This window comes from Amycolatopsis rubida (assembly GCF_900115345.1).
GTDB lineage: Bacteria > Actinomycetota > Actinomycetes > Mycobacteriales > Pseudonocardiaceae > Amycolatopsis > Amycolatopsis rubida.
In genome coordinates this window covers 56,895-78,140 of the sequence record NZ_FOWC01000001.1, presented here as the reverse complement: position 1 = coordinate 78,140, position 21,246 = coordinate 56,895, and the positions used below count along the sequence as shown (strand labels likewise).

Here is a 21,246-nt window from a genome sequence, read left to right as displayed (position 1 = left end):
AGCACCGGGATCGCCACTCACAAGGCTGTACTTACCCCCCGGCCGCCGGGCTATCGCACGGCTTGCGTACACTGTCAAGTCGGCGCGCTCATGCGCCGGTTCCAGCATGCTCGTGAATTCTCGCGAACCTCATGGACCCGGGGCCGAGTGTGGCCGAGCACCACCCAGTAAGCAAGGACTCGAGCTCAAAACCGATCACGCTGTGCACGTCACGCGTGCTCAGGGATTGCGGAGGACATGGCTAAGAAAGACGGGGCCATCGAGGTCGAAGGCCGCGTGGTCGAGCCGCTCCCCAACGCGATGTTCCGCGTCGAGTTGGAGAACGGCCACAAGGTCCTGGCACACATCAGCGGCAAGATGCGGCAGCACTACATCCGCATCCTGCCCGAAGACAGGGTTGTCGTGGAGCTGTCGCCCTACGACCTCTCCCGTGGTCGCATCGTCTACCGCTACAAGTGATCACGCCAGAGCCGAGCAGAGCAGGAAGCAGGAAGACGTGAAGGTCCAGCCGAGCGTCAAGAAGATCTGCGACAAGTGCAAGGTGATCCGCCGTCACGGCCGGATCATGGTGATCTGCGAGAACCTGCGTCACAAGCAGCGTCAGGGCTGAGAACCGCACTGCAGCAGGCCGCTTGACGGCTAACCCACCCTCCCCGTACCTGCCGGGTCGCGAAAGCGGCCCGGCGCACCCCCGGACTTCAGGCCGGGGCCGGGACACCCGGGGCGCAAGCCACGGGCACGACAGGCGAGTCGGTTCCGGAACCGGACGGGGAGCAGACCTGAAGACGAACCCGAAGAAGGAGCACCAGTGGCACGACTCGCTGGCGTCGACCTCCCCCGCGAGAAGCGGTTGGAGATCGCGCTGACTTACATCTACGGGATCGGCCGTACCCGCTCGAAGCAGATGATCGCTGCTGCCGAGCTGAACGCCGACACCCGCGTCAAGGACCTCAGCGACGAGGATCTCGTCAAGCTGAAGGACTACATCGACGAAAACTTCAAGGTCGAGGGTGACCTTCGCCGTGAGGTGAACGCCGACATCCGGCGCAAGATCGAGATCGGGACCTACCAGGGTCTGCGCTGGCGTCGCGGTCTGCCGGTGCGCGGTCAGCGCACCAAGACCAACGCCCGCACCCGCAAGGGCCCGAAGAAGACGGTCGCCGGCAAGAAGAAGGCTGGCAAGAAGTGAGCACCCAGGGCAAGAAGGTCGTTCGCATGGGCGGTTCCGTCCGTCGTTCCACGGCTTGTGTCTCGCCCAAGGCGCTCTACGCCCGCCCGATGGCGCTGCGGAACCTCTACACCGACGCGGGTTCCATCATCCGCCGCGGGCAGCAGGAAGCCGTCGCCGCTCACCAAGAGAACGCGCGCTAACAGGAGAACCCTCAGAACATGCCACCCAAGAGCCGCACTGCGGGGGCCAAGAAGGTCCGCCGCAAGGAAAAGAAGAATGTCGCGCACGGTCACGCGCACATCAAGAGCACCTTCAACAACACCATCGTCTCGATCACGGACCCGACCGGTGCCGTGATCGCGTGGGCCTCCAGCGGCCACGTGGGCTTCAAGGGCTCGCGCAAGTCGACTCCGTTCGCCGCGCAGATGGCCGCCGAGAACGCTGCCCGCAAGGCCGCCGAACACGGCATGAAGAAGGTCGACGTTTTCGTGAAGGGCCCGGGTTCGGGCCGCGAGACGGCGATCCGCTCGCTGCAGGCGGCCGGCCTCGAGGTCGGCACCATCCAGGACGTGACCCCGCAGCCTCACAACGGCTGCCGCCCGCCCAAGCGGCGCCGGGTCTGAGGAACGGGGAGGAGTACTAAGAAATGGCTCGTTACACCGGCCCCGCGACGCGTATTTCGCGTCGCCTCAAGGTTGACCTCATCGGCGGCGACCAGGCGTTCGAACGTCGCCCCTACCCGCCGGGCCAGCACGGCCGCGGGCGCATCAAGGAGTCCGAGTACCTCCTGCAGTCGCAGGAGAAGCAGAAGGCTCGCTACACCTACGGCGTTCTCGAGCGCCAGTTCGTCCGGTACTACAAGGAAGCCGTCCGGCGTCCTGGCAAGACCGGTGAGAACCTGCTGCAGATCCTCGAGTCCCGGCTGGACAACGTGATCTACCGCGCCGGCATCGCCCGCACCCGCCGTCAGGCGCGGCAGCTGGTGAGCCACGGCCACTTCCTGGTCAACGGCGTCAAGGTCAACGTGCCGTCCTACCAGGTCACCAAGTGGGACATCATCGACGTGCGGCCGAAGTCGATGGGCATGCTGCCCTTCGTCGCGGCCAAGGAGTCCTTCGGCGAGCGTCCGATCCCGGCCTGGCTGCAGGTCGTCCAGTCGAACCTCCGCGTGCTGGTCCACCAGCTGCCGGAGCGCGCGCAGATCGACGTTCCGGTTCAGGAACAGCTGATCGTCGAGCTTTACTCGAAGTAGTCCGGCACTGTCGGACCCGGCGGCGGCGCCCGGAGTGCGCCGCCGCCACGCCATCCCTTCGACGTCATATGGCGGGCGTCGTCTGGAAAGGAAACGAAGAAATGCTGATTTCCCAGCGGCCGGCTCTCGGCGAAGAGACGGTCAACGAGACCCGCTCCCGGTTCACCATCGAACCGCTGGAGCCCGGCTTCGGCTACACGCTCGGCAACTCGCTGCGGCGCACGCTGCTGTCGTCCATCCCGGGCGCGGCCGTGACGAGCATCCGCATCGACGGCGTGCTGCACGAATTCACCACCGTTCCCGGGGTGAAGGAAGACGTCACCGACATCATCCTGAACCTGAAGGAACTGGTCGTGTCCTCGGAAGAGGACGAGCCGGTCACCATGTACCTGCGCAAGCAGGGCCCGGGTGAGGTCACGGCTGCCGACATCGTGCCGCCCGCGGGCGTCACCGTGCACAACCCGGATCTGCACATCGCGTCGCTGAACGGCAAGGGCAAGCTCGAGATCGAGCTCGTCGTCGAGCGCGGCCGCGGTTACGTTCCGGCCCTGCAGAACAAGCAGGCGGGCGCGGAGATCGGCCGGATCCCGGTCGACTCGATCTACTCGCCGGTGCTGAAGGTGACCTACAAGGTCGAGGCCACCCGTGTCGAGCAGCGCACCGACTTCGACAAGCTGATCCTGGACGTCGAGACCAAGCCGTCGATCACCGCGCGCGACGCGGTGGCCTCGGCCGGCAAGACGCTGGTGGAGCTGTTCGGTCTCGCTCGCGAGCTGAACGTCGACGCCGAGGGCATCGAGATCGGCCCGTCGCCGCAGGAGGCGGACACCATCGCCGCCTACGCGATGCCGATCGAGGACCTGGACCTCACCGTCCGGTCGTACAACTGCCTGAAGCGCGAAGGCATCCACACCGTGGGCGAGCTGGTCTCGCGCAGCGAGGCGGACCTTCTCGACATCCGCAACTTCGGCGCCAAGTCGATCGACGAGGTCAAGCTGAAGCTCGTCGGCCTCGGCCTCGCGCTGAAGGACAGCCCGCCCGGGTTCGACCCGTCCGCGGCTGCCACCAGCTACGACGGCGAAGGCTGGTCGGAAGGGGTCGCCGGCATCGGCGGCGGGATTTCGGACGACGGCCACGACGATGGCCAGGACTACGCAGAGACCGAGCAGCTCTGAGGCCTCGTGCCCGGACGCTGTGAGCTGAACTAGGAGAAAGTCATGCCCACCCCTACCAAGGGAGCCCGGCTCGGCGGGTCTGCCGCGCACGAGCGGCTGATCCTGGCCAACCTGGCCACTCAGCTGTTCGAGCACGGCAAGATCACGACGACCGAGGCTAAGGCCAAGCGGGTCCGCCCGCTGGCCGAGAAGCTGATCACCAAGGCGAAGCGGGGCGACCTGCACAACCGTCGCCTGGTGCAGAAGGTCGTCCGGGACAAGGACGTCGTGCACAAGCTGTTCGCCGAGATCGGCCCGCACTTCGCGGAGCGCGCCGGCGGGTACACCCGCATCACCAAGACGATGCCGCGCAAGGGCGACAACGCCGCCATGGCCGTCATCGAACTGGTCGCGGAGAAGACCGTGACCTCCGAGGCCGAGCGGGCCCGCAAGACCAAGTTCGCCAAGGACGAGGTCGCCGCCGCTCCGGTCGCCGAGGAAGCCGCTGAGGCTCCCGCCGCGACCGAAGAGGCCCCGGCTGCCGAAGAGGCCGCCCCGGCTGCGGACGAGGCCGGTGCCTCCGACGAGGCCGACGCCAAGAAGGACTGAGTCCTGCCGGCACTGTCTCCATCGGACGAGCCCGCCGCTCCCCACGGGGAGGGCGGGCTCGTTCGTCTGCGCTTGGACGTGAGCTACGACGGCACGGACTTCTCCGGCTGGGCCCGCCAGCCCGGCCGCCGCACCGTGCAGGCTGAACTGGAGCAGGCGCTGCGGCGTCAGCCGCCGGGGGAGTCGGTGCCGAAGTCCGTGGTCGTCGCGGGCCGCACGGACGCCGGGGTGCACGCGACGGGTCAGGTCGTGCACGTCGACGTGGTCCCGTTCGCACCCGGTGCGCCGGGCCGGATTCCCGTGGACGAACAGGGAATCCCGGACCTGACGCGCATGCGCGGCCGCTGGAACAAACTTTTGCCCGCCGATGCGCGGGTCTTGAACGCACGTGTGGCCCCGGAGGGTTTCGACGCCCGGTTCTCGGCCATCCGCCGGCACTACCGTTACCGCGTCTCCGATGCTCCGTGGGGCGTCGACCCGTTGCGCCGCAACGACACTCTGGCCTGGGGCCGTCCACTGTCGACAGAGCGGATGAACGCCGCCGCCGCGGAACTGCTGGGGCTGCAGGATTTCGCGGCGTACTGCAAACAGCGCGAGGGTGGCACGACGATCCGTGAGCTGCAGCGTCTGGAATGGACGCGGATCGACGAGCATCTGCTGGAAGTCCGGGTCAGCGCGGACGCGTTTTGCCATTCGATGGTCCGCAGCCTGGTCGGGGTACTGCTGCTCGTGGGGGACGGGCGGCGCGGAACCGGGTGGCCCGGCGAGGTGCTGGCGAGCGGGACGCGGGACAGCGCGGTCGCCCCGGCGCACGGATTGACGTTGACGGCGGTGGATTATCCGCCGGATGAGCTGCTGGCCGCGAGGGCGGAGCAGACTCGGAACGTGCGGTCGTCGACCGAGTTTTAGGCCGGGCCGGTCGAAAAAGAGCAGGTCGTTGATGATACCACTCTGGTATCATCAACGTCATGGCGATGACTTTGCGGTTGAACGACGAGGTGGAGCGTGCGCTCGCGTTGCTTTCCGAAGCGGACGGGGTGAGCAAGCACGAAGCGGTGGTGCGGGCGATCACGGACGCCGCGGCCCGTCGGGTCCGGGACGACCGGGTTCACGAGCTTTCCCTCGAAGGCCGTTCCCGCTACGCCGCCCTGCTTGATCGCCTGGCGCAGTGAAAATCGAGTACCTGACGCTGGACGACCTGCTCCTGCTGTCGGCCGACCTGCGGGTGCCCGGGATACGCGATCTGGGGCTGCTCGACGCGGCGGCGCACCGGCCGCAGTCCTCGCTGATGGGACAGGACGCTTATCCGGACCTGCACGAGAAAGCCGCGGTGCTGCTGGAATCCATCGTCCGGAATCACCCGCTGGTCGACGGGAACAAGCGACTGGGCTGGATGTCGGTGTACGTCTTCTACGGGCTGAACGGTTTCGACCTGGACGCGCCGGAGGACGAGGCGTACGACCTGGTGATCGCGACCGCGACCGGGACATTGCCGTACCAGTCGGTGGCTGCGCGCCTTGCGGAGTGGGCCGGCGCCGTCGTCAAACTGTGAAAAGGCCTCCTCGCGGAATCCCGCGAGGAGGCCTTCACCGTGCTGGCCGTTCTCAGTCGCCGCGGCGAACCGGTCCGAGCAACTGCTGTTCCTTCTGTGTTGTGACCAGCCGCAGCGGACGCCACAGGTTCGTGCCCAGCGCCACGACCTGGTCGTCCTTCAGCGTGGTCAGCTGGCGCATCATCTGCGGCGGCAGCCGCCAGATCCGGGCCGCCAGTTCGGCCTGTCCGGCGGGCAGCCGCTGCATCAGGACGAGGTCCGCGGCGTTCGCCGTCGTGCCCGCCTGCGGATGCAGGTAGGGCAGCACGTACACCGTGGTCTGCCAGGGCGACCGGGGCGGGAACAGGTCCTGCGGGGTCGGTCCGCCGTCGGTCACGACGAGCAGCGGGGCGTCCTCGGACGGGCGTGGCAGTTCGACCGGCGAGAGCCTGCGGATCTGCACCAGCGGCGACGGGCGTCCGTCGCGGCTTCCGGCGGCCTGCTGCAGCACCTGCCACGCCGCGGGACGTCCGGTGGCGACGACCACCCACGCACCTGTCGCCATCGCGCGCATTGCGACCTGGCGGGCCAGGTAGAGGCCGCCGACGAGCACGATGCGGGTCGGCTGGGAGCGCAGTGCGGAGACGGTCAGCGGTTCGCCCTTGAGGCCGGAACCGAGGACGACGCCGCCGCGGTCGCCGGACGGGCTGATCGCGTCGAGCATGGCCGGGTCGACGGTGAACTCCGGGGCGACGCCGGTGTTCTGCCCAGCGTCGCGGACACGGGTACTCATGCCGCCGCCTCCTTGCGGAGCTTCACGCTGGTTGCCCGGGAGGCAATGGCGTGACTAACGATGATTCGCTTGCCAGCGGCGCTCATGCCGTCCCTCCGATCGGCAGCGTCGCGGAGAACGCCGAGACCTGCATGCCCTTCATCGGGGTCAGGTCGACGTCCAGCCGCTCCGCGATGCTCTGCAGCCGCTGGTCGGCGGCGTCCAGCTCGCGCGGGTTGCGGGCGCTCAGCCGTACCACGCCGCGCAGGCCGATGCGGCCCTCGTCCGCCGAGGGCGAGATCGCCATGGCGACCGTCGCGGACAGCGCGCGCACGCTGGCCAGCCCGTTGAGGCTGCCGCTGATCTTGCCCTTGGGCCAGCCGGTGATCGCGTAGCTGGAGTGCCCGATGCCCGCCGCGGTGACGCCGGTCCAGCTCTCTTGCAGGCCGACCTTCTCGTTCGAACCGGCGACCGCGGTGAGCTCGGCCGCCGAGATGCTGGCGCGCAGCAGCTCGTCCGGGTCCAACGGCCGGGTCGGCACGCCTTGGGACTCCAGTGCGTTGCGCACCCGCGACAGCGCGCCGATCATCGCCCGGTGCGCGCCGACGACGCCGCCGCCGCGTTCCCGGATCGCCTCCGGGCAGCGCCGCGGGTCGAGCCGGACCGCGATCCACGTGGTCCGCCGGGCGGCCGCGGGCAGCGGGCCGAGCACCTCGAGATACGAGCTGAGCGCCGGGGCGTCCGCGGGCATCGCGGCCGAACCCGGGTAGCTGTGCCAGATCATCTGGATGGAGTCCAGCAGCACGCCGCGGTCTTCCAGGCACGGCGCGAGCGCGGACAGCGGAAGGCTGGGCGCGCCGCCCGCCTGGGAGATCATCGCCGGCATCGGCTCGACGAGCAGGACCGCGGTCCACGTCCCGTCGTTCCAGGCGATGCCGACCTCCTGCCGTTCGTGGTCGACGGCGTGCGCCACCACGAGGTCCGGCACGGCCAGCCGCAGCAGGCTGACGCGTGCGTCCTCCGGGCCGGTGACCGCGCTTTCCTCGGCGAGTTCCTCGATGCTGGTCGGCGGCGGAGGGGTCGCCACGCGGCCGTGCGAGCGGAACCGGTACCGCAGCGTCAGCGCGAGCCACTGGGTGAACCAGCGCCCGCCCACGCGCAGGAAGGCGAGGATCAGGCCGAGCGCCGCGACGCCGATCGCGACGTACTTGAGCTGCATGTTGATCGCCAGCAGCACGAGTCCGATCGCGACGCCGACTTCCAGCACGACCAGGTTGACCACGGGCAGCGGGCCGAGCGAGATGCCGCCGGAGCGCCGCCGCGAGGGCGGGGCCATCCGGAGCGCGGTCGCGGTGGCGCCGCCGGTCGGTGCGGGTTCGCTGTTGTCCGGGCCGCCGCCGCTGTTCGGGCCGCCAGGGCCGCCGGGACCTCCCGGTCCGCCGGGGCCACCGCCGCCGGGGCCACCGCCGCCGGGACCTCCCGGTCCGCCGGGACCCCCGGGGCCACCAGGTCCGCCGGGACCGTTGCCTCCGGGACCGCCAGGACGCGGACCGGTAGGCCCGCCGCCGCCCGGACGTCCAGTCCTCGGGCCGGTGGGACCGCCCGGCCCACCCGGCCCGACCGGACCAGCCGGTCCGCCGGGCTTGGGCCCGCCAGGTCCGCCGGGCCTACCGGGCTTGGGTCCGCCCGGGCCAGGAGCGCCAGGAGCCCCGGGCATGCCGGGCTGGGGAACACCGGGTCCGGGAGTGACCGGTCCGCCGGGGCGTCCGGGACCGCCAGGTCCGCCGGGAGCGGGAGTGCGAGGGGGGATGCCGGGTCCGCCGGGAGCCGCGCCGGGGCCGCCGGTTCTTCCGGGCCGCTGCGGCGGGCCCGGGGGACGTCCCCCGGGAGGCGGCGGCCCCTGCGGACCAGGCGGACGTGGAGGCGTGCTGACGGACATCCGCGCGTTCTCTTCCCCTCGTGAGTGCTGCGTACCCGGAAAGCCGGTCCCGGGATGCCTGACCCTAACCGGAGTTGGTAGAAACCCCACACCAGACGGTCCCCGTACGGCTATCCTGCGGAACCGTACCGCGACGGGGAGGACTGTAGGTCGAGAATGCCATCAACACCCACGACTAAGTCTCAGGTTCAGGCATACAAGTTCGTCCTGCGCCGGATGCAGTCCGCACTGGTCCGCCGCGACGCGGTGATGTTGCACGACCCGATGCGCTCCCATGGGCGCGCGACCGCGGTCGGCGTGATCCTCGGCGTGCTCGGCGCCGTCGTCTTCGTGCTGTGGGGCCTGTTGAGCCCCGCGCCGTCTGTGCCCTCTTCGGACAACATCGTGATCGGGGAGCAGTCCGGCACCGTGTATGTCGTCACGGGGAACCCGGCGCGGCTGATCCCGACGTTCAACCTCGCGTCGGCGCGGCTGATCCTCATGGCGCAGAAACAGCAGGGCGGACAGGGACAGCAAGGCGGACAGGGACAGCAGGGCGGCCAGCAGCAGGCGGCCGAGGTGAAGAACCCGACTGTCGTCTCGGATGAACAGTTGAAGAACATGCCGCGCGAGAAGCTCACCGGCATCCCGGACGGCCCGCAGCTGATCCCGTCGGCGGACCAGCGGACCACCCCCAACTGGGCGGTGTGCGACGAGGTCGTGCTCGACCCGTCGCTGCCGCAGCCGGACTCGGTCGGCAAGACCAACACCGACGTGATCGCCGGCATCGACAAGCTCGGCGGCGAACTGCAGGAGAACCAGGCGCTGCTCGGCGACGCCGGCAACGGCAAGACCTATCTCATCTACCGGCTGCCCGCGACGCAGAGCCACCCGAACGCGAACACCGTGCGCGCGGAGGTGCCGTCCGGCTCCAACGACCCGGTGCGGTCCGCACTGCACCTGCCGACGAAGTCGCGCAAGGTGTCGCAGGCCCTCCTGAACGCGATCCCCGAGGTCACCAAGCTGACGCCGCCGCCGGTGGCCGGCGAGGGCACGACGCCGCCGAGCAGCTTCGACGGCCTGACCGTCGGCAGCGTCTTCTCGACCCAGCCTTCCGGCGGCGCGCTGGAGTTCTGGCTCATCGCCAAGAGCGGCATCCAGAAGGTGTCGCCCGCCGTCGCGGACATCGTGCGCACGGCCAAGAGCGGCGGTTCGGCCATCACGCCGACCCTGACTCTCGACAAGATCAACAACGTTAAGGTGCTGCAGCCGGGCGACCCCGACTACGTGCAGGTCGACACCTATCCGAAGGTCGTCCCGACCGTCCTCGACGCCGCGCAGGGCTCCCCGGTGGCGTGCCTCGGCTGGTCGCTCAGCGCCGACGGCTCCCAGGCGCACACCTCGGTCTACATCAACAAGCAGATCCCGGTGGAGAAGAACGCCGACGGCACCTCGAAGATCATCAGCGTCAGCAACACCGGCCCGAACGGCGTGCCGATCACCGGCTTCTACATGCCGACCGGGTACGGCGCGGTGGTGCAGTCGGCCACCGAATCGGAGAAGACCTTCGGCAAGGGCCCGATCCAGCTGATCTCCGACCGCGGTATCCGCTACGGCGTGCCGGACGCGGCGACCGCGGAGGAGCTGGGGCTGAACAACCGGCTGCCCGCGCCGGAGTCGATCATCGGGCTCCTGCCGACCGGGGCGTCGCTGAACGTGCAGAACGTGATGAAGCAGTTCGATTCGGTCCCGATCGACCCGAACGCGGGCTCGTACAAACCGCAGGCGGCCGGACAGCAGCAACCGGCCGGGAACTGACGGCGGGCTCCGTCCGTCACACTCGGACACGCACCGGGTGAGCGGAGGGTTGAACGTGGCAGCGCCGGGAAGCAGTCCGGGAACAAGCGCCGTGCGCATCGACGGCGCGGTCGTCGGCGGCTATGCGGCGAAAGTCGCGCGGGCGGCCGACGAACTGGAGACCGCCGCGGGCGAGGTGGGCTCGGGCGCGACCACCGCCGAGGCGTACGGCGAGGTGGCCGCGCAGCTGGGCGTGCCGGAGTCGTACGCACATGCCTCGCAGGCGTTGCGCGGCCAGCTCACCGCCGGGGTGGCCGCGCTCCGGTCGGTCGCCGCGGCGCTGGAGCAGCTCACCACCGGCCACGCCGAGCGGGACGCCGACGCGGCCGAGCGGATCGAGCGCGCCGGGAGGATCTCGTGACGGAGCCGTCGCTGGCGTACGTGACCGAGCTCGCCCGCGAACTGGGCGTGACCGATCCGGTCGCCGCCTACTACCGGCCGCTCACCGGCCGCTGGGAGGAACTGGACGCGGAGGCCGAGAGCCTGCGCGCCGCGGCCCGCACGGCGGCAAGGGCGTCCACGGACCTCGCGGAGGATCTCGGCCGGATCGACGCGTCGTGGACCGGCCCCGACGCGGACGCGTTTGTCGCCTACCTCGGTGAAATCCGCGCGGCGAGCGAGGGAGCGGAGGACGCGCTCGACGCGCTCGCCGACTCGATCGACCAGCTCACCGAATCGCTGCGCAAGATCACCGGCGCGGCGGAAGAGGTGCTGGTCGACGCGGCTGATCTGCTGTCCGAATCGGCGATGCTGCCCAAGGGCGGCGCTTCCCGGGCGCGGTCGCAGATGCGGGAGACCGAGCAGTCGCTGAAGTCCTTGCACGAGACCGCGGAGGACGTCCTGCGCGAGTTCGGCCGGTTGTGCGCCGGAGTGGACGCACCGGCCGGGAGTCCGTCGAGCATCGAACTGCGGCACCACTATCCGGCGCAGCAGTTCCGGCTGCACGACGCCGACGCCCCCGCGGGAACCGGCCCGGCTGCCGCTGAAGAGCCCGCAGTGGCCTCTTCAGCGTCCTCTTCGGACGATTCGGTGAGCCCGTCCGCCGCGGAGAATTCCCACCAGGGCAAGGAAACCGCCGCCGACCCGCGGCTGGAGCAAGACCAGGCGGGCATCCCGCCCGTCGAGCCGGTCGCTCCGGCCGCGCAGCCCGCGGCGGCGAACCAGGGCTCGGGCACGTCGATGATGCCGATGATGGGCTTCGCCGGAATGGGCGGCGGAGGCGGTGGCGGCGGCAGTGCGCAGCACAAGCCGCGGCAGCGCACGGCGGCGAAGACGTCCGAGATCTTCGGCGAGCCCGCGCAGGTGACTCCGCCGGTGATCGGTCAGGACCCGCCCGCGCGGCGGCCGGCAAAGGACGGGAAGCCGCCGAAAACCGGCAAGTGACACAGGGGCCAGGTCGGGGGTCGTGGGTGTTTGCGCCGGTGAGAACCGGCACGCGGCAAAAAGGGCCGCCCCCGCGCAGAACGCGGACAGCGGCCCTCTTTCGTCCCGGAAGCTATCTCGTCGAGGGCGACGACCTGGAGCGGTTCCGCCGGATCGTGTGCACCACGAACAGCGTGATCAGCAGCGCCGCCACCCCGCCGCCGGTGCCGGCCAGCGCGACGATCATCGGGGTCGAGCTGATGCCGTCGGCAGGCGGCAGCTTGGCCTCCTGCACCACCGGCTTCGGCAGCGAGAGGTTGCCGGTGTCGCCCGGCAGGTTCGCGGTGAGCGCGGCCACCGGGTCGATCACGCCGTAGCCGACGAAGTTGTCGCGCCCGCCAGGAGCGGCCGGATGCTGCGCGGTCGCCTTGAGCCGCTTGACCACGTCGCTTGCCTTCATGTTCGGGAACATCGAACGGACCAGCGCGGCGACGCCAGCCACGTACGGGGCGGCGAAGCTGGTGCCCTGGATCGGCGACGGGTTGCCGTTCGAGATGGTGAGGTTCGCGAGTCCGCTGGAGTGCTCCGCCGGGTCGAGCGACACGATCTTGGTGCCCGGCGCGGCGACGCCGACCCACGGGCCGTGCACGCTGAACGGCGCGACGCCGCCGTCCTCCTGGATGGCCCCTACGGACAGCACGTCGTCGGAGAACCACGGCGGGGTGACGATCGACTTCGGCTTGTTCGGGTCGGCCTGGTCGTTCTGCGGGCAGTTTTCCGAGACGTTGCCCGCGGCCGCGACGACCACGATGTCGTTTTCGGCCGCGTAGTGCACCGCGGCCTGTACCTTGCGCTCGCCGTCCTGGATGTCGCCGGGCGCGGTGCCCGCGCGGCAGTGGTCGACCGACATGTTGATCACGCCGGCCCGGTGGCTGTCGGCGATGCCGCGGATGATCTGCGCGAGCGTGTTCAGCGTGCCCGCGGTGCCTTCCTTCTGCAGTTGCCGGTTGTCGCCCTTGTCGTCCTGCTGGGGCGCGGTGCCGCTTCCGCTGCCGGTGCCGCCGCCCGAGGACGGGGGCAGCTGGCTGTTGCCGCTGTCCGCCGGGGGCTGCTGGCTCTCGCCGCCCGAGGGCGGCGCGCCGGTCCCGCCGGAGGGGGGAGCCGGGGGCTGCTGCGGGCTGTCGTCCTTGGCGTAGTTCTCGCTCAGCTGCCGGTAGGACACGATGCGCGCGTCCGGGGCCACGCCGATGAAGCCGACCTTCGGGTTCTGCGGGTTGCCCGCGATGATCCCGGCGACCTCGGTGCCGTGGCCGTCGCAGTCCTGCAGGCCCGGGGCAGCGCCGTTGTCCGGGGTGGCGACGTAGTCCCCGCCGCTTTCCACCCGGTTCTGGAACCACGGGTGCTGCGTGACGCCGGTGTCGATCACGGCGACCTTCTGGCTGCCGCCGACCGATCCGGTCGCCGCGCGGACGATCTGCTGCGCTTTCTCCAGCTGCAGGTATTCCTGGCCCCAGGGGCGGAAGTTGATCTCGACGTTCTGCCCGAGACTGCGCTGCACACAGTCGTTTTTCTTCTTGTACGTGGTGTCCGGGCGGCCGCTGTCCGCGGGCGGCGCGTCGCCGGGACCCAGCGGCGGCGGAGTGGCCCAGGTGCCCGCGGGCGCGTCCGCCGTCTGCGCCGACGCCGGAGCGGCGGCGAACGGCGACATCAGGCCGAGCCCGGCGGCGAACAACGCCACCCCGGCCCGGCCGGGAACGCCGAGCCTGCGGGGGAAGGAACGTCGGGAGCCCATCGCGCGGCTCACTTGAGGTTGAGGTGGCGCAGCGTCGAGTAGAGGTCCATCACGCCGAGGGCGAGCGGCAGCACCACGGCGATGCAGATCGCCTCGATGATTTCCACGGTGCGCCGCAGCGGCGGCGAGAACCGCTGGTCCGGGAAGATCACGCCGACCACGAGAGCGGCCGCGGCGATCAGGATCAGCGCGCCGAAGACGTACAGCAGCCGCTGCTCCGCGGTGGCGGAGAAGAACAGCCAGCCGAGCAGGATGCCCGCCGCGGCGACCATGCCGGTGGTGAGCAGCGCGATGGCCTGCGCGCCGTTGGCGTAGGCGCGGGCGCGCAGCAGCAGGACCAGCGTGGCGACGACGCCGAGGATGATGCCGAAGGCGTTCGGCGCGGTGGCCGCGAGGATCGCCGCGCCGGCCGTGGTGGCGCCGCAGCCGATCATCAGGCCGGTCATGTAGTCGTGCGCGATCGCGGTGCGCTGCTCGATCGCCTTGTAGTCCGGGAAGCCGGTGTCTTCCTTCAGTTCCTCGGCGGTGCTCGGCACGTACGGCAGCGGCAGCTTGGCGAGCCAGATGGTGGCGCGCGGCAGGAACGAGATGCAGCCCAGCGCGACGGCGACAGTGCCTGCCGCGACCGACGCGGTGTCGGCGCTGGTCACGAGCGTCGCGACGAGGAAGGAGAGCGCGCCGAACAGGCCTGCGGTCGCGGTGGCGATGAACACCCGGATGCCCGCACTGACCACGAGGATGCAGACCGCCGAGACGATCAGCACCAGCACGGCGCCGAGCAGCAGGTTCGCCCGGACCGACAACCCGGGCACGATGTAGAACCCGCTCACGAAGGCCAGCGGAAGGCCGCCAGCGGCGGCGATCAGCACGCCGGTGGCCTCGGCCTGGTAGGCCTTGGTGAGCGTGGCGCCGATCGCGACGCAGGCGATCGCGCCGAGGCCGCCGGCGATTGCCGGGCCGAGCGCGGAACCGCCGTAGAGGGAACCGCTGAAGAACAGGGCCAGGGCGGAGAAGAACAGGGCAAGCCCGCCGGCAGTGTGGCCGAACCGGCGCGCGGTTTCCTTCGTCCACGGGCGGAAGGTGTCCGGGTCGGCCTCCGCGATGGCGTCGACCACGTCGTCGTACATCGGCGGCGGCGGGTTCTCGTTCCGCTTGCGCAGCTGCAGCAGCTCGCCGTCGACCACGCCGAGGGACGCGAGCGTCCGGCTCGGGTCGAGCGGGGCGTCGCCGAGCTTGGCCAGCGCCCACCCGCCGTGCCGGGCCCCGCCGTCCGGAGTGACCTCCTTGGCCATCTCCAGAAGCATGGGCAGCAGGTCGGCCACCGCCACGTCGGCCGGAAGCGCGACGTCGATGCGTGTCGTCGGTGCGACCACCGTGACCCTGCTGAATACCGTCGTGCCCGTTGCCACTAGATCCCCCGCTCTGAAGAGTCAGCTCCCGGGGGAACTTATACCGAACCTGGTGGCAGGTTTCAGCGCGTCTCCGCAAATCATCGGCGAAAGTACCCGCCCAGGCCGGGTGCGGCCATTCCGGCCAGCGGGTTCGTCCGCCTGGCCCGATAACTGTCGGTGGTGGTCCCTACACTCGGGCGCACGGGGAGGACGGGTCCCGCCGGGGCCCGGGGAGGGGTGTGAGATGCCGATCCTGGAGTTGGCCGGATTTCCGGGACGACGTTCGATAGGTTGTCCCGCGCACCCGGGTGCAGGCGTCGAGCAGGAATAGAGGGGTCCTTCGAGATGAGCACGCTGCAGTTCAAGAAGTCGCCGCGGCTGGCCGCACCGCGCCCGCCCGGCGGCGAGGTGCATCTCGAGCCGCCGCCCGAGGTGCCCCGCACGATCCCGGGAAACATCGTCGCGAAGGCGATTCCGGGCGTGATGATCTTCGCGTCGCTCGGGATGATGGTTTTCATGTTCACCATGGGCGGGAAAAACCCGACCACGATCATGATGAGCGGCATGATGCTGATGGGCACCGTCGGCATGCTCGCCGGAGGCGGCGGCAAGGGCGGTGGCCAGAAGAAGGCCGAGATGGACGAGGACCGCAAGGACTATCTGCGGTATCTCGGCCAGATGCGCGACCGTGCCCGCGAGGCGATGGTCGACCAGCGCGCCGCGCTGGAATGGGTGCACCCGGATCCGCAGTCGCTGTGGTCGCTGGCGGCCAGCCGCCGGATGTGGGAGCGCAGGCAGAACGACCAGGACTTCCTGCACCTGCGCGTCGGCCGGAGCTCGCACCGCCTCGCCACCCGGCTGGTCCCGCCCCAGACCGGCCCGGTGGACGAACTGGAGCCGATCGCCACCCTCGCGCTGCGCCGGTTCGTGCGCGCGCATTCGATCGTGCCGGACCTGCCCACCCAGATCACCCTTCGCGGGTTCGCGGCGGTCAGCATGCAGGGCGAGCGGCACCGCACCCGGGCGCTGACCCGCGCGATGCTGGCCCAGCTGGTCGCTTTCCACAGCCCGGACGACGTGATGATCGCGGTCGCCACCGCGGGCCGGGCGAAGGAGGAGTGGGAGTGGGCGAAGTGGCTCCCGCACGCTCAGCACCCCACGCTGTCGGACGGGATCGGCCAGCTGCGCATGATGGCGGGCTCGCTCAAGCAGATCGAGGACTGGCTGGACGAGGAGCTGCGGGACCGGCAGCGGTTCTCCCGGAACGCCACGCCCGCGCCGGACCAGCCGCACATCGTGATCATCGTCGACGACGCCGAGGTCACCCGCGAGGAGCAGATCATCCTCGAGGAGGGCCTGGTCGGCGTCACCCTGGTCGACCTTTCCGACTCGATCGGCAACCTCGCCGCGCGGCGCGGGCTGCGGCTGGTGGTCGAGGAGGACCGGCTCGGGGCGCGCAGCGCGGGCGGGGTCGAGTGGTTCGGCCGTCCGGACTCGCTGTCGGTGGTGGAGGTCGAGGCGCTGGCCCGGCTGATCGCGCCGTACCGCGTCGGCGGGGGCGGCGGAGCGGACGTCAGCGAGGAAGAGCCGCTGCTGTCCAACCCGTCGTTGCTGGAACTGCTCGGCATCCCGGGCGACCCGATGACGTTCGACGTCCAGCAGGCGTGGCGGCCTCGGCCGATCCGCGACCGCTACCGCGTCCCGTTCGGCGTCGGCGAGTACGGCCAGCCGGTGGAACTGGACATCAAGGAGGCCGCGGCCGAGGGCATGGGCCCGCACGGCCTGTGCATCGGAGCGACCGGTTCCGGTAAGTCGGAGTTCCTCCGCACGCTGGTGCTGGGCATGCTGGCCACGCACTCGTCGAGCACGCTGAACTTCGTTCTCGTCGACTTCAAGGGTGGCGCGACGTTCCTGGGGCTGGACAAGGCTCCGCACGTGTCCGCGGTCATCACCAACCTCGCGGACGAGGTCACGCTGGTCGACCGCATGAAGGACGCGCTGGCGGGCGAGATGAACCGCCGCCAGGAAGCGCTGAAGAACGGCGGCAACTTCAAGAACGTCTGGGAGTACGAGAAGGCCCGCGAGAACGGCGCCGACCTCGACCCGCTGCCCGCGCTGTTCATCGTCTGCGACGAGTTCTCCGAACTGCTGGCCGCGAAGCCGGACTTCATCGACCTGTTCGTCGCCATCGGCCGGCTGGGCCGGTCGCTGCAGATGCACATGCTGCTGGCGTCGCAGCGGCTGGAAGAGGGCAAGCTGCGCGGCCTCGACTCGCACCTGTCCTACCGGATCGGCCTGAAGACGTTCTCCGCGGCGGAGTCGCGCGCGGCGATCGGTGTGCCGGACGCGTTCGAGCTGCCGTCGGTGCCCGGTGGCGGTTACCTGAAGTACGACACCTCGACCCTGGTGCGGTTCAAGGCTTCCTACGTTTCGGGCCCGTACCGGCCGGCGGGCATCAAGGCGGCCGGGCCGGCGGCGACGGTGGTGCGCGCGGACAAGCGGCCGCAGCTGTTCGTGCCGGACTTCGTGGAACTGCCGAAGGAACCCGAGCCGGAACCGGTCGTGCAGGAGGAGGAGGCTCCGAAGCAGCGGGAGTCCGAGGAGGCGGTCGAGCCGAGCGAGCTGGACGTCATCGTCAGCCGCCTGATCGGGCAGGGCCCGCCGGCGCACGAGGTGTGGCTGCCGCCGTTGAACGAGCCGAACTCGCTCGACACGATGCTGCCGAACCTCAACCCCACCGACGACCGCGGCCTGTCCCCGGTCGGATTCTTCGGCAACGGCAGGCTGCAGGTGCCGATGGGCATCGTCGACCGGCCCTACGAGCAGCGGCGCGACTTCTTGTGGGCGGACTTCGCCGGTGCGCAGGGCCACGGTGTCATCGCGGGCGGTCCGCAGTCGGGCAAGTCGACCATGCTGCGAACGCTGATCATGTCGATGGCGCTCACCCACACCCCCGAGGAAGCGCAGTTCTACTGCCTCGACCTCGGTGGCGGTACCCTCGCCGGTCTCGCGGACCTGCCGCACGTCGGCGGGGTCGCGGTGGCCCGGCGCGAGCCGGACAAGGCCCGCCGGATCGTGGCCGAGCTGACCACGCTGCTGACCGAGCGCGAAGGCCGGTTCGGGGCGCTGGGCGTCGACTCGATGACGGAGTTCCGCAACCGGAAGCGCCGCGGCGAGATCACGCCGGAGCAGGACCCGTTCGGCGACGCGTTCCTGATCGTGGACAACTGGCGGGCGCTGCGCGACGACTTCGAGGAGCTGGAGACGTCGATCACGCGGCTGGCCACGCAGGGTCTCGCCTACGGCGTGCACGTGATCATCTCGGCGAACCGGTGGGCCGACCTCCGGCCGGCGATCAAGGACATGCTCGGCACGCGGTTCGAGCTGCGCCTCGGCGACCCGACGGAGTCCGAAATGGACCGCCGGATCGCGGTCAACGTCCCGGCCGGGCGGCCGGGACGCGGGCTCACCCGCGACAAGCTGCACCTGCTCACCGGCCTGCCGCGGATCGACGGGTCGAGCGATCCGGAGACGGTCGCGGCAGGCGTCGCGGACGCGGTCGCGAAGATCCGCGGCGCGTGGCGCGGCCGGGTGGCTCCGCAGGTGCGCCTGCTGCCGGAGATGATCACCTACGAAGAGGTCCTGCGGATCGACCAGAAGCGGGACAGCAAGCTCGTCCCGATCGGCGTCAACGAGGAAGACCTGCAGCCGATCTACCTGGACTTCGACGCGGACCCGCACTTCTTCGCGTTCGCCGACGGCGAGTCCGGCAAGACGAACCTGCTGCGGCAGATCGCGCGCGGCATCACCGAGCGCTACACGCCGCAGGAGGCCGTGATCCTGCTGGTCGACTACCGGCGCACGATGCTCGGGTTCCTTGAGGGCGATTCGCTGCTCGGCTACGCCGTGTCGTCGGCGCAGCTGGACAGCATGGTCCAGGACGTGCACGGGTCGATGACGCGGCGGCTGCCGGGTCCGGACGTCACCCAGGAACAGCTGAAGACCCGGTCCTGGTGGACCGGTCCGGAGCTGTTCGTCCTGGTCGACGACTACGACCTGGTGGCGACGCAGTCCACCAACCCGCTCAAGCCGCTGTCGGAGTTCCTCGCCCAGGCCAAGGACGTCGGCCTGCACTTGATCGTGGTCCGGCGCACCGGTGGTGCGTCGCGGGCGGCGTACGACCCGGTCATCGGCAAGCTCAAGGAACTCGCCGCCACCGGCATGGTGATGAACGGTTCCCGCGACGAGGGCAACCTGATCGGCAACATCCGGCCGAGCGCCATGCCGCCGGGCCGGGGCAACATGCTCAGCCGCAAGAACGGCAAGCAGCTCGTGCAGGTGTCGTGGATCCAGCCCGACTGACCGACCGGGGGGCCGTCGCGGTTGACGGAAGGGGTGCCCGGTGACGGTGCGGGTCGCGGTCGACTTCGGGACTTCGAGCACCTGTGTCGTCGTGTCGGTCAACGGCCGCGAACCGCAGGTCGTGGTGATCGACGGGCAGCCGCTGATGTCCTCGGCGGTGTACGCGGCGTCCGACGGCACCCTGTTCGTCGGCCAGGAGGCCGAGCGGCAGGCGGCCGTCGACCCGTCGCGGTACGAGCCGAATCCGAAGCGGCGGATCGACGAGGGCGATCTGCTGCTCGGCGATTCGGTACTGCGGGTCATCGACGTCGTGCACGCGGTGCTGGACCGGGCGGTCGCCGAGGCCCGGCGCGTCGCGGGCGACGTCGAGGTGGACCTGCTGGTGCTCACTCACCCGGCGGACTGGGGCGCGATCCGCACCCGGCTGCTGCGCCAGGCCGCGGGCAGGCTGGCGCGCGAGGTGGCGCTGGTGCCGGAACCGGTGGCCGCGGCGGTCTACCACGCGGCCACCTTCGCCCCGGAGGTCTCGCCGAGCGGTCGGACGGTCGAGTTCTCCGGCCGTCCTGGCGACGCATTGGCGGTGCTCGATCTCGGCGGCGGCACGGTCGACGTCAGCGTCGTCCAGCGGTCGCCGGAGGCCGCGCGCGCGGCCCGGGTGCCGGGTGCGCCGCCGCAGCGGGGCGGGTTCCAGGTGCTGGCCACGCGAGGCGACCCGAGTTTCGGCGGGGCCGACATCGACCAGGCGTTGCTGGAGCACGTCGGGTCGCTGGTGTCCGGCACGGATCCGCAGGCGTGGCAGCAGCTCGTCGAGGGCCGAGAGCTGGCTGAGCGCCGGCGGCGCCGGGTGCTGCGCCAGGACGTCCGCGGCGCGAAAGAAACGTTGTCGCGGCACACGTACACCGATGTGCCGTTGCCGCCGCCGTTCGCGGACGCGCACGTGACGCGGGTGGACCTGGAACGGCTGATCGGGGCTCCGCTCGGCCGGGTGGTCGAGCTGACCAGTGCCGCGATCGCGGACTCCGGCCTGCGCCCGAAGCAGCTCGCGGCGATTTTCCTCGTCGGCGGTTCGAGCCGGATCCCGATGATCTCCCGGCTCGTGCACGAGCGCACCGGCGTGGTGCCGACGAGCCTGGACCAGCCGGAGACGGTCGTGGCACGCGGCGCGCTCCGTGCGGTGCTGCTGGAACCGGACCGCACCGGTGTGCTGCCCGGTTCGTCGATCCCGGGGCAATCCGAGCACCGCACCGAGATCGTCCGCGGAGACGCGCCGATCCGCCGCGGCCCGCCGCCGGCGCCGAACGCACTGAACGCGCCGCCGCGGAACGCTCCGGCGCAGCCGTTGCCGCCGCGCGGGTTCTCGCCCGCCGATCCGGCCAGGGGACCGCAAAGCGCGCCGTTCGGCGTCGCGGCGTCCGCCGGTCCGAGTCCATTGCAGACCGGACCGGGCAAGAACTCCTTGGGGCAGAACGGTTCCGCGAACGGAGTGTTCGCCGTTCCCGGAGCGGACGCGTCCGGCGAAGCCGTGGGCAAGTCGAAGAAACGTCTGTGGCTGATCACCGCGGCAGTGGCGGTCGTGGCGCTGATCGCGGGCGGAGCCGGGTACTTCGTCAGCAGCGGGGACAACGCGGATCAAGGCCGCTCGTTCTCCCAATACGACTTCAGCCTCGTCGCGCCGAACGACTGGATCCAGACCACCGACGAGGTCGCGGACCGGCAGGTCATCCTGCACCCGCAGGACGCCGACCGAGGCAACGATCTCGTGCTCGCGCAGGAGTTCGTCATGGACTACGACGCGACGGCCGATCGGCAGAAACTCGTCGAAGCTTTGCGGTCCGGGGTCAGCGGAAACGCGAACTACACTGCGTTCAGCCCCGATCTGACCTACGGTGGCCGGAACGTGATCGGCTATGTCGAGAGCAAACCGGAACGGATCACCGTCCGCTGGTATGTGGTCGTGCAGGGGCGGATCCGGGTGCATGTCGGCTGCCAGTACCAATCGCCCGCGGTGCGGCAGCGCGTCGACGCCGCGTGCGAGCAGGTGGTGCGCACGGTGAAGATCACCAGCTGAAGGAGCG

The 21,246-nt window shown here is 70.4% G+C and carries 20 protein-coding genes; 16 read left to right on the top strand and 4 right to left on the bottom strand.

Annotated elements, in window-relative coordinates; genetic code table 11:
• Positions 1-237: 237 nt before the first annotated feature.
• From infA to BM362_RS00345, 11 genes are all read left to right on the top strand, one after another.
• Positions 238-459, top strand: a complete 222-nt coding sequence (infA, locus tag BM362_RS00395) for a translation initiation factor IF-1 (RefSeq protein WP_004558881.1) — start codon at positions 238-240, stop codon at positions 457-459.
• 37 nt (positions 460-496) lie between these two features.
• Positions 497-610, top strand: a complete 114-nt coding sequence (rpmJ, locus tag BM362_RS00390; protein ID WP_004558882.1) for a 50S ribosomal protein L36 — start codon at positions 497-499, stop codon at positions 608-610.
• Positions 611-808: 198 nt separating this feature from the next.
• Positions 809-1,189: a 30S ribosomal protein S13 gene (gene rpsM / locus BM362_RS00385; RefSeq protein WP_009072337.1), complete on the top strand. Its 381-nt coding sequence runs from the start codon at positions 809-811 to the stop codon at positions 1,187-1,189.
• Positions 1,186-1,371, top strand: coding sequence for a hypothetical protein (locus tag BM362_RS00380; protein ID WP_009072338.1), 186 nt, complete (start codon positions 1,186-1,188; stop codon positions 1,369-1,371). Before rpsM ends, BM362_RS00380 begins: the two co-directional genes overlap by 4 nt.
• An 18-nt stretch (positions 1,372-1,389) precedes the next feature.
• Positions 1,390-1,794, top strand: coding sequence for a 30S ribosomal protein S11 (gene rpsK / locus BM362_RS00375; RefSeq protein WP_009072340.1), 405 nt, complete (start codon positions 1,390-1,392; stop codon positions 1,792-1,794).
• A gap of 23 nt (positions 1,795-1,817) precedes the next feature.
• Positions 1,818-2,423: a 30S ribosomal protein S4 gene (gene rpsD / locus BM362_RS00370; protein ID WP_067587891.1), complete on the top strand. Its 606-nt coding sequence runs from the start codon at positions 1,818-1,820 to the stop codon at positions 2,421-2,423.
• Positions 2,424-2,524: 101 nt separating this feature from the next.
• The gene (locus BM362_RS00365; RefSeq protein ID WP_009072342.1) at positions 2,525-3,598 is read left to right on the top strand and encodes a DNA-directed RNA polymerase subunit alpha; all 1,074 of its coding nucleotides are present in this window, start codon (positions 2,525-2,527) and stop codon (positions 3,596-3,598) included.
• Between the two features lie 42 nt (positions 3,599-3,640).
• Positions 3,641-4,186, top strand: a complete 546-nt coding sequence (rplQ, locus tag BM362_RS00360) for a 50S ribosomal protein L17 (RefSeq protein ID WP_067587894.1) — start codon at positions 3,641-3,643, stop codon at positions 4,184-4,186.
• Between the two features lie 72 nt (positions 4,187-4,258).
• Positions 4,259-5,095, top strand: a complete 837-nt coding sequence (truA, locus tag BM362_RS00355; RefSeq protein WP_093571866.1) for a tRNA pseudouridine(38-40) synthase TruA — start codon at positions 4,259-4,261, stop codon at positions 5,093-5,095.
• A gap of 59 nt (positions 5,096-5,154) precedes the next feature.
• Positions 5,155-5,358: a CopG family transcriptional regulator gene (locus BM362_RS00350; RefSeq protein ID WP_067587897.1), complete on the top strand. Its 204-nt coding sequence runs from the start codon at positions 5,155-5,157 to the stop codon at positions 5,356-5,358.
• Positions 5,355-5,738 carry a type II toxin-antitoxin system death-on-curing family toxin gene (locus tag BM362_RS00345; protein WP_067587900.1) on the top strand — a complete coding sequence of 128 codons (384 nt, stop codon included), beginning with the start codon at positions 5,355-5,357 and terminating at the stop codon, positions 5,736-5,738. Before BM362_RS00350 ends, BM362_RS00345 begins: the two co-directional genes overlap by 4 nt.
• A 52-nt stretch (positions 5,739-5,790) precedes the next feature.
• Here the strand turns inward: BM362_RS00345 and BM362_RS00340 are convergent, their stop codons facing one another.
• Complete coding sequence (locus BM362_RS00340) at positions 5,791-6,510, bottom strand: hypothetical protein (RefSeq protein WP_067587903.1); 720 nt, start codon at positions 6,508-6,510, stop codon at positions 5,791-5,793.
• A gap of 82 nt (positions 6,511-6,592) precedes the next feature.
• Positions 6,593-7,825: a type VII secretion protein EccE gene (gene eccE / locus BM362_RS00335; protein WP_067587906.1), complete on the bottom strand. Its 1,233-nt coding sequence runs from the start codon at positions 7,823-7,825 to the stop codon at positions 6,593-6,595.
• A gap of 759 nt (positions 7,826-8,584) precedes the next feature.
• Between eccE and eccB the strand changes: the two genes are divergently transcribed.
• From eccB to BM362_RS00315, 3 genes are all read left to right on the top strand, one after another.
• Positions 8,585-10,225: a type VII secretion protein EccB gene (eccB, locus tag BM362_RS00325; RefSeq protein WP_093571865.1), complete on the top strand. Its 1,641-nt coding sequence runs from the start codon at positions 8,585-8,587 to the stop codon at positions 10,223-10,225.
• 91 nt (positions 10,226-10,316) lie between these two features.
• The gene (locus BM362_RS00320; RefSeq protein ID WP_161269253.1) at positions 10,317-10,625 is read left to right on the top strand and encodes a hypothetical protein; all 309 of its coding nucleotides are present in this window, start codon (positions 10,317-10,319) and stop codon (positions 10,623-10,625) included.
• Positions 10,622-11,647, top strand: coding sequence for a WXG100 family type VII secretion target (locus BM362_RS00315; protein ID WP_093571863.1), 1,026 nt, complete (start codon positions 10,622-10,624; stop codon positions 11,645-11,647). Before BM362_RS00320 ends, BM362_RS00315 begins: the two co-directional genes overlap by 4 nt.
• Positions 11,648-11,759: 112 nt before the next feature.
• Here BM362_RS00315 and BM362_RS00310 read toward each other — a convergent pair whose 3' ends face one another.
• Positions 11,760-13,418, bottom strand: coding sequence for a S8 family serine peptidase (locus tag BM362_RS00310; protein WP_093571862.1), 1,659 nt, complete (start codon positions 13,416-13,418; stop codon positions 11,760-11,762).
• Between the two features lie 8 nt (positions 13,419-13,426).
• Entirely contained in the window at positions 13,427-14,827 is a 1,401-nt protein-coding gene (eccD, locus tag BM362_RS00305; protein WP_093571861.1) for a type VII secretion integral membrane protein EccD, read from the bottom strand.
• Between the two features lie 327 nt (positions 14,828-15,154).
• Between eccD and eccCa the strand changes: the two genes are divergently transcribed.
• Both eccCa and BM362_RS00295 read left to right on the top strand, forming a co-directional pair.
• Entirely contained in the window at positions 15,155-19,171 is a 4,017-nt protein-coding gene (gene eccCa / locus BM362_RS00300) for a type VII secretion protein EccCa (protein WP_093571860.1), read from the top strand.
• A 40-nt stretch (positions 19,172-19,211) separates the two neighbouring features.
• On the top strand, positions 19,212-21,239 hold the full coding sequence (locus tag BM362_RS00295) for a type VII secretion-associated protein (RefSeq protein WP_093571859.1): 2,028 nt from the start codon (positions 19,212-19,214) through the stop codon (positions 21,237-21,239).
• The last annotated feature ends 7 nt before the right edge of the window (positions 21,240-21,246 follow it).

Coding starts and splice junctions, on each gene's coding strand:
- eccE (WP_067587906.1), bottom strand. CDS start 7,825: ATGGCCCCGCCCTCGCGGCGGCGCTCCGGCGGCATCTCGCTCGGCCCG.
- eccCa (WP_093571860.1), top strand. CDS start 15,155: ATGAGCACGCTGCAGTTCAAGAAGTCGCCGCGGCTGGCCGCACCGCGC.
- infA (WP_004558881.1), top strand. CDS start 238: ATGGCTAAGAAAGACGGGGCCATCGAGGTCGAAGGCCGCGTGGTCGAG.
- BM362_RS00310 (WP_093571862.1), bottom strand. CDS start 13,418: ATGGGCTCCCGACGTTCCTTCCCCCGCAGGCTCGGCGTTCCCGGCCGG.
- rpsK (WP_009072340.1), top strand. CDS start 1,390: ATGCCACCCAAGAGCCGCACTGCGGGGGCCAAGAAGGTCCGCCGCAAG.
- BM362_RS00350 (WP_067587897.1), top strand. CDS start 5,155: ATGGCGATGACTTTGCGGTTGAACGACGAGGTGGAGCGTGCGCTCGCG.
- eccB (WP_093571865.1), top strand. CDS start 8,585: ATGCCATCAACACCCACGACTAAGTCTCAGGTTCAGGCATACAAGTTC.
- BM362_RS00340 (WP_067587903.1), bottom strand. CDS start 6,510: ATGAGTACCCGTGTCCGCGACGCTGGGCAGAACACCGGCGTCGCCCCG.
- rplQ (WP_067587894.1), top strand. CDS start 3,641: ATGCCCACCCCTACCAAGGGAGCCCGGCTCGGCGGGTCTGCCGCGCAC.
- rpsD (WP_067587891.1), top strand. CDS start 1,818: ATGGCTCGTTACACCGGCCCCGCGACGCGTATTTCGCGTCGCCTCAAG.
- BM362_RS00365 (WP_009072342.1), top strand. CDS start 2,525: ATGCTGATTTCCCAGCGGCCGGCTCTCGGCGAAGAGACGGTCAACGAG.